The organism is Bosea vestrisii, from assembly GCF_030144325.1.
GTDB classification, from domain to species: domain Bacteria; phylum Pseudomonadota; class Alphaproteobacteria; order Rhizobiales; family Beijerinckiaceae; genus Allobosea; species Allobosea vestrisii_A.
The window spans coordinates 2,893,865-2,909,618 of sequence record NZ_CP126307.1 but is presented as its reverse complement, the minus strand read 5'-3'; the positions used below and the strand labels follow the sequence as shown (position 1 = coordinate 2,909,618).

Here is a 15,754-nt window from a genome sequence, read left to right as displayed (position 1 = left end):
TCGCCGCTCGCTATGGCGCCGGGAGGGTTCGTGTCATGAATGCCCAAAATTTCGACGCCAAGCTCCTCGCCAAGGCACAGAAAAGCGCCCGCGCGGCCGAAGGGCGGGCCGATTTCAGCCTCGGTCCGCACATTGTCTCCGGCATGGCGCTGGCGTTGCTGCTCGTGGTCGGATTCGGCGGCTGGGCTGTATCGGCCAATCTCAATGGCGCGGTTCTCGGTCAGGGAATGGTCAAAGTCGATCAGAACCTCAAGGAGGTGCAGCATCGCGACGGCGGCATCATCCGGTCGATCGCGGTCAGGCAGGGCGACAGCGTCAGCGAGGGCCAGGTTCTGTTCCAGCTCGAGGACGTCCAGACCCGCGCGGAGCTGTCGATCGTCCGCTCTCAGCTGGCGGAGCATCTTGCCCGCGGCGCCAGGCTGGTCGCCGAGCGTGACGGTCTCGACAAGGTCGATTTCCCTTCCCCTCTTGCCGCCTATTCCGAGGAGGCCGCTGAGATCATCAAGGGCGAGACGCGTCTGTTCGAGGGGAACCGAACCAATCGGGAAAGCCGCAAGGAGCAGCTCGAGATCGGCATCGTCCAGTCAGGAGAGGAGATCAAGGGGCTTCAAGCGCGCCATGTCGCCAAATCCGAGGAGCTCAGGCTCGTCGAGATGGAGCGTACGAAATTTCTCGGGCTCTTCCAGAAGGGCTATATTGACGGCTCCAAGGTCTTCAACGTCAACCGGGAATGGGCGCGGCTCCTCGGCGAGCGCGGCGAGATCGAGGCGACGCTCGCGCGTGCCAAGCTTCGCATCAGCGAAACCCGGCTGCAGATCATCTCCATCAACGACACCGCGCGGACGGAGGCGCAGCGCGAACTGCGTCTGGTCGAAGCCAAGTTGTCGGAGTTGCAGGACCGCCGCGTCGCCGGCGAAGACCGGCTGTCACGCACCGAGATCCGCTCCCCAATCGCCGGGACGGTTAACGAGATGACGATCTTCACCATCGGCGGCGTCATCACGCCGGCGGCGCGGCTCGCCACCATCGTTCCCGCCGGGGTAAAGCTGACGATCGAGGTGCGTATCGCACCGGCTGATATCGACCAGGTCAAAACCGGTCAGGCCGCGCGTCTGCGGTTCTCAGCCTTCAACCGCAACACGACGCCCGAAATCCCCGGCAGGGTCAGCCATGTCTCGCCGGCCACCACCAAAGATGCCGCGACCGGCCAAAACTACTATACGTCCGAGGTCCAGATCGAAGGGGATATCGCGGTGCTCGGCGACCGCAAGCTCCTGCCGGGAATGCCGGTCGAGGTGATGATCACCACCGAAGAGCGCAAGGCGCTCTCGTTCCTGACCAAGCCGTTCACCGACCATGCGAGCCGGATGTTCCTGGAGCGCTGAGTTCCATTCACCTGGGAGCGAGCTGGAGCAGCGTAAAGCAGCGTGAAAAATTGCCGGCGCGCTCCTGCCCGCGCCAAACTGGGACCATCCGGAAGCGGACATGCCGAACGTCCGCAATGGGCCGATGTCGTTGAAAAAGTCGGTCAGAGATCGGTGCAGGTGCGGAGCGGATTTAGTGGCGTGGAGCCTGGCTCCGTCACGCAAGCCTGAACTGCGGTCCGTTCGGCAGGAGCTTTGCGAGCTTCCTGAGGTTCTGGGCTGCGGCGGCGAGGTGGAACTCGTCTCTGGCGCCGTTCGGTCCGCGCAGCCGTAGCCGATCGACCTTTAGGATGCGCTTGAGATGGGCGAAGAGCATCTCGACCTTCTTTCGCTCGCGGCGCGAGGTGACATAGGCGTCGGTCTGCGCGATGTCCCCGGCCATGTCGCGGGCACCCTCGTGGATCGAGCGCAGGATTTTGCGGGGTGGCGTGTTTGGGCAGCACTGGGGCTTCAGCGAGCAGGCGTCGCAATCGAACTCGCTGGCGCGGTAGCGCATGAAGCCCTCGGGATCGACACCCTCGCGACTGAGGCCGAAGCGCCGGCGATACTGATGGAGCTCCTTCCCGCCCGGGCAGATGTAGAGATCCCGGGCGTGGTCATAGGCGAAGTCGGAGCGGCTGAAGGTGCCGTCGCTGCGCTGGGATTTGTCGAAGACCGGGATATGCGGCTCGATCCCGCGCTCATGCACCAGCCAGGCGAGGTTCTCGGCCGAGCCGTAGGCGCTATCGGCGGCGAGCCTGGCCGGCCAGAGGCCGAAGCGTTCCTGGGTTCGCTCAATCATGGTTCGGGCCGAGCCGACCTTAAGCCTGCCGGATGGCGCGACTGGCCTCGACATCGACGATGACGGCGTGGTCGAGGTCGATCAGATAGTTGGTGGCGTAAGCGAAGAAGGCGTGGCCCTTCAGGGCTCCGGTCCATTGCGCCGCCGGATCGGAGCGCGAGACGAACTTCGGCTTCGCCTCGCTGGCCGCGCCCCAGGCGGCTTCGTCCAGGGTGTCGAGATACTCGCGGACAGAGCGGCGCGTCCGGGCGAGATCGTCCCAATCGACCGGCTCGGACGCTTCCGCCGAGCGTTGCTTGTTGGCGTCGGCCCGGATCAGGCTGGCATCGACCGCAAAGCCTTCGCCGCCGACGAGCCCTTCCGCGATGCAGCGCCGAACCGTCGTCTCGAACAGTTCGCGCAGGAGATCACTGTCCCGGAAGCGGCCATGCCGGTTCTTCGAAGGTCGAGTGATCCGGGACGTCGCCTTCGAGCCCGAGCCGGCAGAACCATCGATAGGCCAGGTTCAGATGCACTTCCTCGCAAAGGCGCCGCTCCGAGCGGATGCCGAAGCAATAGCCGATGAGCAGCATCCGGATCATCAGTTCAGGATCGACCGAAGGCCGGCCGATCTCGCTGTAGAACGGGCGCAGATGCGTGCGGATCTCGGAGAGATCAACAAACCGATCGATGGCGCGCACCCAGTGATCAGCCGGAACATGACGCTCCAGGCTGAACTCGTAGAACAGCGCCTCCTGCGCTATCTGCCGCTCGCCCATCATCGCGTCGTCCTCCATCCGAAGACGACTGAATCAGGACTTCACCACCTCAGCAACGCCGACTTTTTCAACGGTATCCGCCATGAACCGGCATTGGCGTTGTCATTGAGGGAAACCCGAACTTTATCCCAAGCGGCGCCCATTGCTGCCTGCGCACGAGCTACGTCGATCGGGTCATTCAGCGACAAAAAGGGCACTCTATCCCTCCAATGCTTCGTACCGCACTCGGAGTTTTCCGATCAGAGTTACGTTACAATTGAGTGCAAAAGACAGTCGGAGAACGCTCTCATTTCAAAACGGAAGAAACTCGGGCCTCACACAGATGAAAACGGATTTGGCCACCGTCACGGTCCGCAGGCCGACGCGAGCGCTTGGCCTGATAGCTGCGCTTGCTGCTTTTGGCCTGGCCATTCTGGTTCTGTGGGGCGGCGACGTGCCCGCCGACAGTTCGCCTCCCACCACGATTGCGCTGGCGGTGATGGGTGATTCCAGCAGTCATTCCTATCAAGACAGCCTGAGCTTTCCCCCGGGTTCTGCCGACCGTGGCGGTACCTTTCGCGCCCGGACCTTCCAGTGGACCGAGGTGTTGGCGCGCCTGCGCGGCAATGAGCTCAATCCGGGGCCTTGGGTACGGTGGGGACAGCCTGGCCAAGTGGCCTGGTTGCGTAGCGCAATCGGGCTGCAGGCCGGCCGGACGCCAAGAAAGGAGGATTACCTTTATAATTTCGCCCGTTCCGGCGCCTCCTGCAACAGTTTGATGGGAGGGGCGCTACAGCGCCTTGGTCAGGTATCGCAGCTGGTGGAACTGATGGACCACGATCCCGGGCGCTGGCGCAGCGGTGTCGTCGTCATCCGCATCGGCAACAATGATTGGTCAGCGGTACTGGATGACCAGGCGCGCGATCCCAAGGCGCCCAGGGTCCGCGCTGCGGCGGCCCATTGCGTGGAACAGATCGCTGCCGCCGTAAGATTGATCCATGCCAGGCATCCAGACACCCGCATTTTGTTAGTTGGCGTGGACAATGAGATGAATGAACCTGGAGCGTTCGGCAAATACCGCTCTGCCGTCGCCGTCGCCAACATTCAGACCGCTTTTGACGACTTCAACGCGCGATTGCGCGAGTTGGCCAGCACTGATGCTCGCCTCGGCTTCTTCGACTTGGGGGCTGGTTTCGTAACCTTTGGGGGATGCGTGAGCCCGACGGCATGCCGAAATATAGAGCGGTTGTCGTAGGCGGGAAGCTGCGTATCACCAACACCATCGGTGATGAGCCGAGCAATGCGGTATTGGCTGATGACCACGCCGGTCTGGTGTGGAATGCGCTCTGGGCACAATCGCTTGTCATGCGCCTGCGCGAGGTCTTTGATCTGCCGTTGACGCTGATCACCGACGACGAACTGGTGCGCTTCGTCTCTGCTTCGTGAGCCGTCCGTATTTGATGCCCACTTTCAGCTCGTTCATGCCGATTCCTCCCTGTCGGGACATGTAGAGCGTGGGCCAAACAAATAAAGGGCCCGCGAGAATCCGGCGCTGCTTGAAGACGAGCACGCCGTGAATGCTCGGTCTAGGCGGGTTTACAGTCTAGGTAGACGACGCGCCAGTCGGTGGGCGCGGCAATCACGACGTAGCTACGGCGCCCGTCATAGGCCATCACGAACACCATGTGGCCCGACGCGTAGCGCCTGAATTCGACCTCCACGATGTGATTGTAGAAGTACTCCTCTCGGTCGCTCCATCGGTGGTACAGCCGGCCATCTGCTACCCGGAAAATATCGGTCACCTCATGCGGCCGTCCCTCCGGCCCTGCCACGCCCCTCTCTGCCTTACAGGTCATATTTGGCACAGCGGCGGTTGCAGCAGTAATGGGAAAGGCGAATGCCAACAGAGTGCGGCAGCCCAACACAGCGTTCTGCAATTCGTTCACGCTCACTCCCTAGCAAATTTAGCAAACGTAGCCCGGCGCAAGGCCGCCTCACGCGTCAACCCCTCGCCGTGAGATTCTTCGCACTGATCGGCGGTACGCCCGCGACCAGGACGATCTCGTCGGCCGGCGGAAGCTGCATAATCTCGCCGGGGGTCAGCAACTGGCGGGCGGTTTCCGAGCGCGAGACCATGAGATGGCCGAGCCAGGGCGACAGCCGGTGGCCGGCATAGTTCTTCATCGCCTTCATTTCGGTCGCCGTGCCGAGCGCATCGGAGACGCGCTTGGCGGTGCGCTCGTCATTGGTGGCGAAACTGACGCGGACATGGCAGTTGTCGAGGATGGAATTGTTCGGCCCGTAGGCCTTCTCGATCTGATTGAGCGACTGGGCGATCAGGAAACTCTTGAGGCCGTAGCCCGCCATGAAGGCCAAGGCGCTCTCGAAGAAGTCGAGGCGGCCAAGCGCTGGAAACTCGTCGAGCATCAAGAGCAGCCTATGACGGCCACTGCCTGCGCTCAGGTCCTCCGTGAGGCGACGGCCGATCTGGTTGAGGATCAGGCGGATGAGCGGCTTGGTCCGATTGATGTCGGAGGGCGGCACGACGAGATAGAGCGTCGCCGGCCGCTCGCCGCCGACGATGTCGGCGATGCGCCAGTCGCAGCGCCGCGTCACCGCGGCGACGACCGGATCACGGTAGAGACCGAGGAAGGACATCGCGGTGGAGAGCACGCCCGAGCGCTCGTTGTCGGATTTGTTGAGCAATTCGCGGGCCGCTCTGGCAATCACCGGATGGGGACCGGCACCACCGAGATGCGCGGTCTTCATCATGGCAGCGAGGGTGGATTCGATCGGCCGCTTCGGATCGGAGAGGAAGGCGGCGACGCCGGCGAGCGTCTTGTCCTCCTCCGCGTAGAGGACATGGAGGATCGCGCCGACCAGCAGAGCGTGGCTGGTCTTTTCCCAGTGGTTCCTTTTTCGAGGCTGCCTTCGGGATCGACCAGGATGTCGGCGATGTTCTGGACGTCTCGGACTTCCCACTCGCCGCAACGCACCTCGAGCAAGGGATTGTAAGCGGAAGACTTCGCATTGGTCGGATCGAACAGCAGGACGCGGCCATGCTTTGCGCGGAAGCCGGAGGTTAGCTGCCAGTTCACGCCCTTGATATCGTGAACGATCGAACTGCCCGGCCAGGTCAGGAGCGAGGGAATGACGAGGCCGACGCCCTTGCCCGAACGGGTGGGCGCGAAGCACAGCACATGCTCAGGTCCATCGTGTCGGAGATAGTGGCGCTCATAGCGCCCGAGCACGACGCCGTCGGGGCCGAGCAGCCCCGCGGCATTCACCTCGTTCTTCTCGGCCCAGCGCGCCGAACCATAGGTCTCGACGTTCTGGGCCTCCCGTGCGCGCCAGACGGACATGCCGATCGCGACGGCAATGGACAGGAAGCCACCGGAGACGGCAATCAGCCCGCCTTCGACAAAGATGCCCGGCGCATAGGCTTCGTAGAAATACCACCACCAGAAGAGGGCCGGCGGATAGTAGACCGGCCATCCGGCGAGCTCGAATCAGGGCGGGCCGAGCTGTGCCTGGAAGCCGAGCCTCCACGCGGTCCATTGCGTCGCAGTCCAGGTCGTCATCAACACGATGGCGAAGACGGTGAGGATCTGTCCCCACAGGATCTTGGTTGCGGACATACCGGGTCCTTCCAGTGATCATCAGAGGCCGAGGCCGCGCTTGCGGCCAAAGCTCCAGTCGATGCCGCCGTCGGTGCGGGCGATGCCGGAGACGTGGCGCCCCAGCTGCTTTTCGAGCGAGGGCGACCAAGGCACGAGCTGGAAGCCAAGGCCGTCGTCGACCATGGCGAAGCGGCCGGAGGCGAGCGCGAAGCGCTGGCGATAGGTGCCGGCGACAAACTCGCCGCTTCCGGCCCTGTTGAACGGCAGGCCGGTCTCGCCGGCGACCTTTCCGCCGAGCGCCTCGAGCTCACGCTGGCGCAGAGTGGCGATCAGGTTGCGGACGAAGACGATCCGGCCGCGCTGCCGCTCGGCGAGGCCCTCGGCGACCAGATGATCGGCCCGCTGCTCCAGGGCCTGACGGACCTCGGCGCCGAAGCCGCCGTCCGACAGCGGCGACGGCTCTCGGGCGGTCGCCTGGCGGTCGAGCCAGGTCGCGCCGGATGCCGTCACCTGTGCGCCCAGATCGAGGTCGGAGCGCACGGCGAGTGCGACGCGGCGTTGGCCGCGCGCATCGTCGAACCTGCGCAGCTCGACGATCGAGCCCGGCGCGTCGCCGGCGGCGTCGAGATCGGCGAGCTTGATGTGGTGGGTGCGGCCATCCACCCCGTCGATCACGGCATAGGCGCTGCCATTCAGCTCGTCGTCGAGGCCGCGCGCGATAAGCCGCCCGATAACAGGCGTGTCGAGCCTCTCACCGGCCAGCACGTAGCTAGCGGAGGCGCGCTCGATCCCACCTTCCGTCAGCGCCCGGTGCATGCGCTTGATGATGTCGCCGCGTTCGCCGAGCTCGCGCAGCGTCGCCTCGGCCTTCTCGTCGATCACCCACTGTCCAGGTCCGACCCGATCGGCAAGGCCAAGCGCTTCGAGCTTGCGCAGCCTGCCGATTTTCAACATGGCGAATTCGTCCGGCTGACGATCAGCGCTCGGCGCGAGATCGATGACGCCGGTGTCGCGCGCGTCGCGCACGAGCTGGCGGTCAAGCTGGGTCCAGCGCTCGGCGCCGATCTGACGCTCGAGCGTGCGGCGAATATCGAGATCGGTGCGGGGTCCAAGTTCCTGGGTGATGAGATCGCGCGCGCGATCGCGCATGCCTTCCTTGATGTAGTCGCGCGCGATGACGAGGTCCTGCCCGTCCTCGCGAATGCCACGCACGATCAGATGGACATGCGGATGTTCGGTGTTCCAGTGATCAACCGCGACCCAGTCGAGGCGGGTAGCCAGATCCTTTTCCATCTGCCTGGCGAGATCGCGGGTGAAGGATTTGAGGTCCGACATCTCAGGCGCGTCGTCGGGCGAGACGATGAAGCGGAAATGGTGCCGATCGCCTTCGCAGCGCGCGGCGAAGGCGCCGGCATCCGCGTTCTCCGTTTCCGGACCGAACAGCCGCGCCTTCTCTCCGTCGCGGGTCACGCCGTCGCGGCGGAGATAAGTGAGATGTGCGCCAAGCGGCGCTGTGCGCGCGGCATGCCTGACGACGCGTGCTTTGACGACGGCGCCACGCGAGCGCGCGGTGATGAGCCGGTTGGCCTGAATGCTGGCGCGCTGGCCATGACCGAAGCTAGAGCGATTGCCGGGCACGATCCGGCCCGATCGCGCGATGCCGCCGCCGGCTTTCTTCGCCGCGGCAAGCGCCTGCGCGATGAAGGGCCGCGCAGCTTGCGCGCGGGGCGAGCGGATGCGCCCAGGACGAATACGAAACTCGCGCTCATCGGCCATGGCGCGGCTCCGCAACGTGCAAAATGTCTCGCAGAGACAAAGACTTGGGGTTGCGGCGCACATTGCGCTGAAGGCCCGCAATGTGCGGAGCGCGCCAAAATCCCGAGCAAAAACAACCGTCCGACCGAAGCGCAAGGTGCGCCCTTTTATCCTGCCATCGAGCGGTTGAGGCGCCTGGCTCCAGCCTCCGTGCCCTCCCTGGTGCGCTGGAGCCCGACACAATGCGAAACCCGCTCCCGATGCTCATGGCCGCAGTGCAGGCGCGTTGCGTGCCACGAAAAGTGCTTCCGGCTGCGGTCTCGCGGCGACATTGGTTTGCGACGGAACGGGCGACGATGCGTCGGTCGCGGAGCGATGCAGTGGCGCGATCGCCGCGCCGCTCGTGTTGTCGTCGCGCGCAACGAAGATCGTCGCTTCGCGCCAATCGGACGGTGGCGCTACCAATGAGGCGGCCTTCGAGGGTCGCTCAGCGCCGAGAGCTGGGGTGAGCAAAGCGACATAGGTACGGGCTTCGGCTGGAAGCGGGCGACCTTTCGCGCGGTGCTCGTCGTAGCGGGCGGGACCGGCATTGTAGGCCGCGAGCATGGCGGCGACAGTGCCGTAGCGGTCCCACATCTCGCGCAGATAGGCGGTGCCGGCGAGGAGGTTGTCGCGGGGGGCAAAGGGATCGCGGCCGAGGCGATGGCGGTCGCGAAGTTCCGCCCAGGTGGCGGGCATGAGCTGCATCAATCCCATCGCCCCGGCCGACGAGACGGCGCGCACAGAGCCTGCGCTCTCTGCCTGGAGCACGGCGAGAATCCAGCGCTGCGGAATGCCGAAGCGCTGCGATGCCTCGGCGATTTGATCGGCGAAGGCATGGCGCGCCGATGCACGTTCGGGCGACCGCGCGTGCGCCATGACGTCGAGGCTCGGCGCAATGCTGAGGGCCAGGCCGGAAAGGAGGAGGAGCGCGGTGCAGCGGGAAACGCCGCACCCGCGGGAACTGTCGGGGCTGCAGAAATCGGCCATGGTCAGTCCTGCTCGCCGCGCTTCTTCTGGCGCGTCCAGTGCAGACCCCAGTCGCGGCCGTCCTCGTCCGACTGGAACAGGCGGGCGCGGATGGGCTGGCGGAAAACAGGATCGTCGAGCACGACGGAAACGAATGCGCCGGCGCGCTCGCCCATGTGTTTCCAGCCCGCGCCGACTTCCGGACCGTCTTCGTCGCCGAGATGGATGCGGTAAGCCGGCGCGTTCTCGACATCGATGTCGTCGACCGGAACGAAGGTCAGTTCGAGATCAAGCGAGAGCGTACGGATGCGCCCGGAATAGCCGGACAGCGTGCGCGAGAAATGACCGATCTGTGCCATGGAAGGGCTCCCTGTCTGTGCCGTGGAGTTGAAGCCGGCCGCGCGGGCGGCGCGGCGCGGGCGCGCGCTCATCGCGTCGGCGAGCGCCATTGGAAGCGGCCGTTGCCGTCCTCGTCGGTCCACAAGGGGACCGCACGGCCGATGATCTGGTCGGTGGAAGTCAGGCCGAAATAGCGACCGTCGAGGCTGTCGCGGACATGGCCGTTCATCAGGAAGGCCTCGCCGGTCGCGATGCGCTTGCAGCCCTGCCAGTCCGGCAGATCGCGACCGGCGCGATCACGTTCGAGAGCCGCGCCGACCTCGGTGCCATCGACGGTGATCGCAAGGCCGGATCGGCAGACGGTCTGGCCGGCGACCGCAAGAATGCGCTTCAGGAGCGGCACGCCTTTCGGCAGATAGCCGCGTTCGGCGAGGAACGTCGCGAGCGGTTCGGGCGCGTCGACGGCGACAAGATCTGTGACTGCGAACGGGCCGCTGCGCTCGATCGTATTGAAGCCGATCGGCGCGCTGGCGGATGCGTTCCAGATCAGCTTGACCGGCATCGGCGTGACGGCGGGATAGCTCACGCCAAGCACGCCGAGCGCGGTCCAGAGGATCAATCCGGAGCGGATCATGGCCTGACCCTCCGACGCATCAGCCAGGCTTCGTGGCGGGCGGGCGTATAGGCGGAGGGTGGCTCGCCGGCGCGCAGGCGGTTGTGGAGATGGCGCCAATGATCGGGGTCGACGTCGGCGGGCTCGATGCCGAGCGCCTCGATCGCATCGATGTGCTGAAGCACGCGTTCGACGGTCGGCCAGGATTCCGCCTTCACGAGAATCTCACCGCCGGGGCGCACGAAGGGCAGCGTCTGCAACGGCTCGCCGCGACGAACCGCGCGGACTATGTCCATGCGCGAAATGATCGTGCCGTGCTCGTTGGCGGCCCAGCGGACGAAGGCGAAGACGCTGTTTGGCGCGAAGCCGACGACGCTGCGGTGGCGGTCGAGGATCTGTTCGTAGCTCTTGGCGCCGAACCTGATCCAGTGCTCGATCTGTCTCTGTCGCCAGGTCAGGTCGACGAGCGTGGTGAAGGGCGCTGGGCCGTCCGGCAGCGGACGGCCGCGGGCGTGGCGCGCCGCGTTGCCGGTCATGAGGGGTCTCCGTCGGCGGGTGGGAATTCGCGCGCGAGAAGGTCGCGCAACATGTCGGCGACGGTGACGCTGCGCTGGAAGGCGGTGATCTTGATGCGCCCGCGCAGGTCCGGCGTGACGTCGATGGTCAGCCTGGCGCTGAAGCCGCCGTCGGCCGATCCGCGCGGGGAGGGCGCATCAGGCGCCTTGATCCAGCTCTCGGGATCGGCGGGACGCGCGGCGAAACTGCGCTTGGCAGACCGCTCGATCATGGCGCGATCCTCCCGATCTCGTCGCAGAGTGCGGCGACCTCGCGGGCAGCGGGGCTGTCTTGGTCGAGCTCGGAAACCAGCCGGCCGGATTGCGCGGCGTCGGCAAAGGCAACGCGCTGACCGACGGTCGACGCCAGCAGCGGTGGATCGTGATCGGCCAGCGTCTCGGCCGTCTCACGGGCGATGACGGTGCGAGCGCCGCAGCGATTCAGCACGAAGCGGGCGGCGAGCTGCGGGCGATAGATCCGCGCCTCGCCGAGCAGCGCCAGCATCTCGGCTGAGGCCCAGCCGTCGAAGGGCGAGGGTTGCACTGGGATCAGCACCAGATCGGCGGCGAGCAGCGCCGAGCGCATCAGCCCGGCGACACGAGGCGGCCCGTCGATAACGATGTGGTCGGCATCGCGCGCCAGCTCCGGCGCTTCGCGATGCAGCGTGTCGCGTGCCAGGCCGACGTTACCGAAGAGCCTCGGAAGCCCCTCGCGAGCGCGCTGCTGCGACCAATCCAGCGCCGAGCCTTGCGGGTCGGCGTCGATCAGAGTGACGCGCTTTCCCCGAGCGGCCCATTCGCCAGCGAGATGCAGCGCGAACGTCGTCTTGCCGACGCCGCCCTTCTGATTGAGGAGCGCGACGATCATGACGACTCTCCCCGCCGGGCCTCGACGCCGTTGGAAGCTGCAGAGCCGGATTTGCGGAAAGACGTATCGACGGGAGGGGCTGAGAGCGGCTTGGATGAGGTCTCGCGGTGGCCGTCGGCGACGTCGTTTGCGTCGCGCGCGCCTCCCTTAGAGTTAGATTCTAAGTTAGATTCTAAGTTAAGGGCGCGATTTCGGCTTTGATTGCCATGACTTAAGCCCTGTTTGGGTTCCTGATAGCACGAGCCTGCGGTTCCCGATGGCACGATAGTCCGGGTTCCCGATAGCACGAGGCTTTCCACAGGCTCCCGGGCTGGCACCGGCTCGAAGGCGAGCAGCACGCGCCCACCGATCTCGACCTCGGTGAAGAGCGTGTAGCCGGGCAGGGCTGGCGCCGGATGATCTCGCGCAGCTCGAAGGCAAAGCGCTTGAACGGGGAGAGGCTGCCGGACTTCTGGTGGAGATGGCGGACATCGAGCGCCAGCCATCGCGTTGCTTGCCGCCATGCTTGCGCACCAGGCGATAGAGCCAGCGATCGAGCCCGCCCGTCAGATCGAAATACGCCCGGTCGATGGTGAGCACGAGCGCGTCGTCGAGGATGGCGCGATAGAACCAGTCAGGGACGATCAGCTCGATCCCGGCCGGCTTTCCATCGGGGTCGGTGCGCTCCTGCCATTCGTTGATCCAGGAGAAGCGATGTCGGCGGCCTTCCGCGGACTGGCGGATTGAGGTCGCCACGGTGGTGGACTGGAGCCGATCGAGCGCCGCCTTCAACCGCTGATAGTCCCGAACGCTGACGCCGCGGCCGATGAAGTTGAGAATTTCATAAGGCGTCGCGGCCATCAGCCGCGAGGTGCGCAGCCCGGCGTCGCGAGCCTCGACGATCTGGCTCGCCGCCCAGATCAGGACGTCGGCGTCCCAGATCGTGGCCATGCCATGATCAGGCACCGCTTCGACGCGGATTGAGACGTCGCCGGCGGCGAAGTCGATCGGAGCGGTGCGATGGGATTTGGAAAGGGAAAAGAACGGATAGGCCATGAGATCCTGCGCGTCGCGGGGCGCGAAGTCGCCAGGAAGCGCGTGGAACAGATCGAGCTGCCCGCGCTCCGAGATCAGGCGATGCCGCGCCGTCATCGTGAGGGGAGGCTGCGCCGATCAGCGCGCGTAGCGGCCGGTGTGGGCAGTGGGTGCGGGCTCATGGCGCTTGGCAGGCAACACCGTGCCGCGCGGATCAGAGGTCGAGGTGACGGCGCCGCGATCGGTCCAGGCCTGCAGGTCATCGACCGCATAGACGACGCGGCCGCCGAGCTTGCGATAGGCCGGGCCGGTTCCGTAGGTGCGATGTTTTTCGAGCGTGCGGGCGGAGAGGCTGAGGAAGTGCGCGGCTTCCTTGGTGCGCAGGAAGCGCGGCGGCAAAACGGCGAGATCGGGTCGCATGGATCGGGCCTCCGTGGTGTTCGCTGAGGCCGCTGGCGTCCAGCGGCTGGCGAAGGCCACGATGGCGAAGTGAAACCGGTGAGATGCAGTGGGAAGATGGGGAAGCTAAATTCCCACAACGGCGGTCGCGACTGGCGGAGCTATGGTCGCCGGCGATGACGAAGCAATTTCCGATAGCCGCCGGCAATCATGGCGCGAGCATCCCGGAGAAGGCTCATAACGGCATGGCGCGCGGAGGCAGCTTGCCATTCATCGCGAATGAGTTTTCCAGTGCGGAAAATCACCTTTGCGATCTCTTGCTGAGTCGCCCCGTCGCGCGCGCCATCAACGGCCCTCAGCATGCGCCGGGCGCGGGCCAGTTGCTGACGCGTCAGACGCGTGTCCGGCGGAATGACGCGGCCGTGGAGGGATGCCAGAAGTCGCGCTACCGCCTCCACGCGGTCGAAGCCGTCAAGTCCGAGCGGGATTAGCGCCGCGAGCGGTTGGTCGCCAGCGGTATCGGCGGGCTGGACGATATGAACGCGCTGGCCATTGCCGAGGTCATGCAGGTGATGCGCGCCATCCTGCGTGATCAGAGCATCCGGTACCGCCAGCGGTTTGGGAACGTTGCTATCGGTCGAGAGGAGGGGCGGCACAGACGCAAGGATGATCGAGCCGGTATCGGCCTCTGGAAGCCAGAAGATATTCGTCTCGGTGGCGTTCAGCGCGGGATTTGTAGGGAAATCGTAAACCCCACTGCTGGCTGGCGCGCTCGATCAGCTCCGTCGTGGGAGGCGTCTCCCGGCTAAAGTCAGCATAGTCGCGCTGATAGTCCTCGTTGCGCCGCAGCCATTCCCATCCGATCTCGGGCGCTGTCAGATGGTCGACATAGTCGTAGCTCGATGACGATCGCCACCGGGAGATGTCCTGCGACATCGCAATCCTCCAGTATCGCATTCTGATTTGTATCGAGTTGACCACCATCCCCGGTTGAGTTGGCTGGCGGAAGTCCGCGTGTCGGCAACAGGTGTTGCCGGCGGAGCATCACCTCGCCTCAGTGGCGGTAGCCCTCGCGAACGAGCTCGCGATATCCGTGCGTCGTCATCCAGCGGGCTCGGGCGAGGTGGCTGTCATGGACGCGGCGGGCGCGCTCCGGTTCTTGCTCGGCATTGAGCTCGAAGAGGACCTGGACGGCTTCACGCCAATCGGCGCCATCGGCCGACGCATCGAGCAAGCGCAGATAGAGCTTCATGTGCTTGCGGTCATAGTCGGTCAATTCGTCGCTGTTCGGCGGAGCGTCCGCAAAATCCGATTGCGCCATAGGCACATTCTCCCCACGCCCAGCATCGGACCTATTGGTCAGGCTGGAGTCGTTTTAATCTTCAACACCTAACTGACAAGCGACAGATGAGTAGCACGCAACAAGACGAATCGGAACTATCGTTCCTGGAACGATAGTTCCGACACTGGTTCCCGTTACGCCATGGACCTCAAGGAGGTCATGGCGGTCAACTTGCGTCGGATACGCCATGACAAGGAGATGACGCAGGAGGAACTGGCGGATCGCGCTGGTCTAAGCGCGCGATATATCGGCGCGATCGAGCGAGGAGATGTATCGGCCAGCGTGACAGTTCTTGGGCAGATTGCAGCGGCGCTCGGCGTCGACGCAGCCATCCTGCTCGAGCGGGCGGCTCATATTCGAAAGAGCCCGTAGGTGCATCGGATATTGCTCCGACGCAGGAACGGGTCTTTGGGTGATCAACGTCCAACGATGCGGTCGGCCTTCTTCCATCACGACGTTGCCAGCCGAAGGTGCCCCGCCCGGATCGAACCGGGCGGGGCCTTGTCTCGGCGCCTCAATCTCCGTTGCGGCGGTTCGGGCGGGACCAAATGAGGCTGGAGGCCTCGCCGTCCTCATCCTCGAAGAGGTTGGCGTAGATCGGGGCGGTGAAGCTCGGATCGTCGAGCTTGAGGCCGAGGTAATCGCGGCCTTCGTTAGAGCGCTTGGACCAGGCGGCGCCGATCTCGGCGCGGCCGACGAGGACCCGGTGGCTCGGAGCGTTCTCGCCGCTGGCGCGGGTGTCCGGGACGATGCGCACGTTCTTGGCCTGAACGCTGAGGGTGACGATTTCGCCGGTGAACTCGTTCGAGCCGGTCTTCTTGAAGGTGCCGATGGTCGCCATTGTAGATCTCCGTTTTTCCGTTCCGAGCCCGCACCATTGCGGCCTCGATGGCGATCGGCAGTCCGGAGGCGATCGACGGCGCACCCCGAAGGGGCCTGACAGCAAAGGAGGACTTTCTTGTTTCGCGCGGAATGGCGGCGCAGCCGGCAGGGGAAGAAAGTCTGACGCCGCTGTTGCGTCATAGGCGATCGAGGCGCAGCCGGCCTTCGGCCGGATCAGGCCATTGAAGAGGCCGTTTGGAGCGATCGTGATACGGTCAGATAACGGAGAAGTTGGCGTCCCTCACGCATCGGCAGCGGCGCCGCCATATGATCACCGGCTTCGTCTCCACCCGGCAGGCCTACGCTGCTGCACCGGGGCCTTCCACCGCGCTCTCGGAGATCGCCGCCCCAGGTGTCCTGTGCGCCGCCGAGACATGGTTTTGTCCAGGCAGCGCTCCAAATGACGACCGCTTGTTCG

Annotated in this window: 17 protein-coding genes and 3 pseudogenes; 4 read left to right on the top strand and 16 right to left on the bottom strand. The window is 65.0% G+C overall.

From position 1 onward, the window contains the following. The first annotated feature begins 35 nt into the window (after nucleotides 1–35). Entirely contained in the window at nucleotides 36–1,385 is a 1,350-nt protein-coding gene (locus tag QO058_RS14450) for an HlyD family type I secretion periplasmic adaptor subunit (RefSeq protein ID WP_284172767.1), read from the top strand. A 196-nt stretch (nucleotides 1,386–1,581) separates the two neighbouring features. On the opposite strand, the pseudogene QO058_RS14445 reads toward QO058_RS14450, so the two are convergent. After that, nucleotides 1,582–2,966, bottom strand: a pseudogene (locus tag QO058_RS14445) (IS1182 family transposase). Between the two features lie 331 nt (nucleotides 2,967–3,297). Between QO058_RS14445 and QO058_RS14440 the strand changes: the two are divergent. Both QO058_RS14440 and QO058_RS14435 read left to right on the top strand, forming a co-directional pair. Continuing rightward, on the top strand, nucleotides 3,298–4,197 hold the full coding sequence (locus tag QO058_RS14440; protein WP_284172766.1) for an SGNH/GDSL hydrolase family protein: 900 nt from the start codon (nucleotides 3,298–3,300) through the stop codon (nucleotides 4,195–4,197). Further along, nucleotides 4,170–4,388, top strand: coding sequence for a hypothetical protein (locus QO058_RS14435; protein ID WP_284172764.1), 219 nt, complete (start codon nucleotides 4,170–4,172; stop codon nucleotides 4,386–4,388). Before QO058_RS14440 ends, QO058_RS14435 begins: the two co-directional genes overlap by 28 nt. A 140-nt stretch (nucleotides 4,389–4,528) precedes the next feature. On the opposite strand, the gene QO058_RS14430 is transcribed toward QO058_RS14435, so the two are convergent. The 14 genes and pseudogenes from QO058_RS14430 to QO058_RS14365 all read right to left on the bottom strand — a co-directional run bounded on the left by QO058_RS14430 (nucleotide 4,529) and on the right by QO058_RS14365 (nucleotide 14,433). Further along, nucleotides 4,529–4,888 carry a hypothetical protein gene (locus QO058_RS14430; protein WP_284172763.1) on the bottom strand — a complete coding sequence of 120 codons (360 nt, stop codon included), beginning with the start codon at nucleotides 4,886–4,888 and terminating at the stop codon, nucleotides 4,529–4,531. 76 nt (nucleotides 4,889–4,964) lie between these two features. Beyond that, a pseudogene (locus QO058_RS14425) lies at nucleotides 4,965–6,580 on the bottom strand (conjugal transfer protein TraG); the annotation flags it as partial. 21 nt (nucleotides 6,581–6,601) lie between these two features. After that, entirely contained in the window at nucleotides 6,602–8,338 is a 1,737-nt protein-coding gene (locus QO058_RS14420) for a relaxase/mobilization nuclease domain-containing protein (protein WP_284172761.1), read from the bottom strand. Nucleotides 8,339–8,581: 243 nt separating this feature from the next. Further along, nucleotides 8,582–9,346 carry a lytic transglycosylase domain-containing protein gene (locus QO058_RS14415; protein WP_284172759.1) on the bottom strand — a complete coding sequence of 255 codons (765 nt, stop codon included), beginning with the start codon at nucleotides 9,344–9,346 and terminating at the stop codon, nucleotides 8,582–8,584. Between the two features lie 2 nt (nucleotides 9,347–9,348). Then, nucleotides 9,349–9,684: a DUF736 domain-containing protein gene (locus QO058_RS14410; RefSeq protein WP_284172905.1), complete on the bottom strand. Its 336-nt coding sequence runs from the start codon at nucleotides 9,682–9,684 to the stop codon at nucleotides 9,349–9,351. A gap of 68 nt (nucleotides 9,685–9,752) precedes the next feature. Next, the gene (locus QO058_RS14405; RefSeq protein WP_284172757.1) at nucleotides 9,753–10,298 is read right to left on the bottom strand and encodes a S26 family signal peptidase; all 546 of its coding nucleotides are present in this window, start codon (nucleotides 10,296–10,298) and stop codon (nucleotides 9,753–9,755) included. Further along, nucleotides 10,295–10,813, bottom strand: a complete 519-nt coding sequence (locus tag QO058_RS14400) for a DUF2840 domain-containing protein (RefSeq protein WP_284172756.1) — start codon at nucleotides 10,811–10,813, stop codon at nucleotides 10,295–10,297. Before QO058_RS14400 ends, QO058_RS14405 begins: the two co-directional genes overlap by 4 nt. Further along, complete coding sequence (locus tag QO058_RS14395) at nucleotides 10,810–11,064, bottom strand: hypothetical protein (protein ID WP_284172754.1); 255 nt, start codon at nucleotides 11,062–11,064, stop codon at nucleotides 10,810–10,812. The genes QO058_RS14400 and QO058_RS14395 overlap by 4 nt, the downstream gene beginning before the upstream one ends. After that, on the bottom strand, nucleotides 11,061–11,699 hold the full coding sequence (parA, locus tag QO058_RS14390) for a ParA family partition ATPase (RefSeq protein WP_284172753.1): 639 nt from the start codon (nucleotides 11,697–11,699) through the stop codon (nucleotides 11,061–11,063). Before parA ends, QO058_RS14395 begins: the two co-directional genes overlap by 4 nt. After that, nucleotides 11,696–12,830 (bottom strand): annotated as a pseudogene (locus tag QO058_RS14385) (replication initiator protein A). The gene parA and the pseudogene QO058_RS14385 overlap by 4 nt, the downstream one beginning before the upstream one ends. Nucleotides 12,831–12,851: 21 nt before the next feature. Next, complete coding sequence (locus QO058_RS14380) at nucleotides 12,852–13,133, bottom strand: helix-turn-helix transcriptional regulator (RefSeq protein ID WP_284172751.1); 282 nt, start codon at nucleotides 13,131–13,133, stop codon at nucleotides 12,852–12,854. 140 nt (nucleotides 13,134–13,273) lie between these two features. Beyond that, nucleotides 13,274–13,768 (bottom strand): DUF2285 domain-containing protein, encoded by a 495-nt coding sequence (locus QO058_RS14375; RefSeq protein WP_284172750.1) that lies wholly within the window; start codon nucleotides 13,766–13,768, stop codon nucleotides 13,274–13,276. Further along, complete coding sequence (locus QO058_RS14370) at nucleotides 13,743–14,048, bottom strand: transcriptional regulator domain-containing protein (protein ID WP_284172748.1); 306 nt, start codon at nucleotides 14,046–14,048, stop codon at nucleotides 13,743–13,745. The genes QO058_RS14375 and QO058_RS14370 overlap by 26 nt, the downstream gene beginning before the upstream one ends. Before the next feature lie 118 nt (nucleotides 14,049–14,166). Beyond that, nucleotides 14,167–14,433, bottom strand: coding sequence for a DNA -binding domain-containing protein (locus QO058_RS14365; RefSeq protein WP_284172747.1), 267 nt, complete (start codon nucleotides 14,431–14,433; stop codon nucleotides 14,167–14,169). 162 nt (nucleotides 14,434–14,595) lie between these two features. Between QO058_RS14365 and QO058_RS14360 the strand changes: the two genes are divergently transcribed. After that, nucleotides 14,596–14,826: a helix-turn-helix domain-containing protein gene (locus tag QO058_RS14360; RefSeq protein WP_284172745.1), complete on the top strand. Its 231-nt coding sequence runs from the start codon at nucleotides 14,596–14,598 to the stop codon at nucleotides 14,824–14,826. A 142-nt stretch (nucleotides 14,827–14,968) separates the two neighbouring features. Here QO058_RS14360 and QO058_RS14355 read toward each other — a convergent pair whose 3' ends face one another. Continuing rightward, complete coding sequence (locus QO058_RS14355; RefSeq protein ID WP_284172743.1) at nucleotides 14,969–15,295, bottom strand: DUF736 domain-containing protein; 327 nt, start codon at nucleotides 15,293–15,295, stop codon at nucleotides 14,969–14,971. Nucleotides 15,296–15,754: the final 459 nt, after the last annotated feature.

Bases quoted from the DNA above. Each gene is read 5' to 3' on its own strand.
- QO058_RS14365 (WP_284172747.1), bottom strand. From the start codon at position 14,433: ATGGCGCAATCGGATTTTGCGGACGCTCCGCCGAACAGCGACGAATTG.
- parA (WP_284172753.1), bottom strand. From the start codon at position 11,699: ATGATCGTCGCGCTCCTCAATCAGAAGGGCGGCGTCGGCAAGACGACG.
- QO058_RS14360 (WP_284172745.1), top strand. From the start codon at position 14,596: ATGGACCTCAAGGAGGTCATGGCGGTCAACTTGCGTCGGATACGCCAT.
- QO058_RS14435 (WP_284172764.1), top strand. From the start codon at position 4,170: ATGCCGAAATATAGAGCGGTTGTCGTAGGCGGGAAGCTGCGTATCACC.
- QO058_RS14370 (WP_284172748.1), bottom strand. From the start codon at position 14,048: ATGTCGCAGGACATCTCCCGGTGGCGATCGTCATCGAGCTACGACTAT.
- QO058_RS14380 (WP_284172751.1), bottom strand. From the start codon at position 13,133: ATGCGACCCGATCTCGCCGTTTTGCCGCCGCGCTTCCTGCGCACCAAG.
- QO058_RS14415 (WP_284172759.1), bottom strand. From the start codon at position 9,346: ATGGCCGATTTCTGCAGCCCCGACAGTTCCCGCGGGTGCGGCGTTTCC.
- QO058_RS14420 (WP_284172761.1), bottom strand. From the start codon at position 8,338: ATGGCCGATGAGCGCGAGTTTCGTATTCGTCCTGGGCGCATCCGCTCG.
- QO058_RS14355 (WP_284172743.1), bottom strand. From the start codon at position 15,295: ATGGCGACCATCGGCACCTTCAAGAAGACCGGCTCGAACGAGTTCACC.
- QO058_RS14400 (WP_284172756.1), bottom strand. From the start codon at position 10,813: ATGACCGGCAACGCGGCGCGCCACGCCCGCGGCCGTCCGCTGCCGGAC.
- QO058_RS14395 (WP_284172754.1), bottom strand. From the start codon at position 11,064: ATGATCGAGCGGTCTGCCAAGCGCAGTTTCGCCGCGCGTCCCGCCGAT.
- QO058_RS14405 (WP_284172757.1), bottom strand. From the start codon at position 10,298: ATGATCCGCTCCGGATTGATCCTCTGGACCGCGCTCGGCGTGCTTGGC.
- QO058_RS14450 (WP_284172767.1), top strand. From the start codon at position 36: ATGAATGCCCAAAATTTCGACGCCAAGCTCCTCGCCAAGGCACAGAAA.
- QO058_RS14410 (WP_284172905.1), bottom strand. From the start codon at position 9,684: ATGGCACAGATCGGTCATTTCTCGCGCACGCTGTCCGGCTATTCCGGG.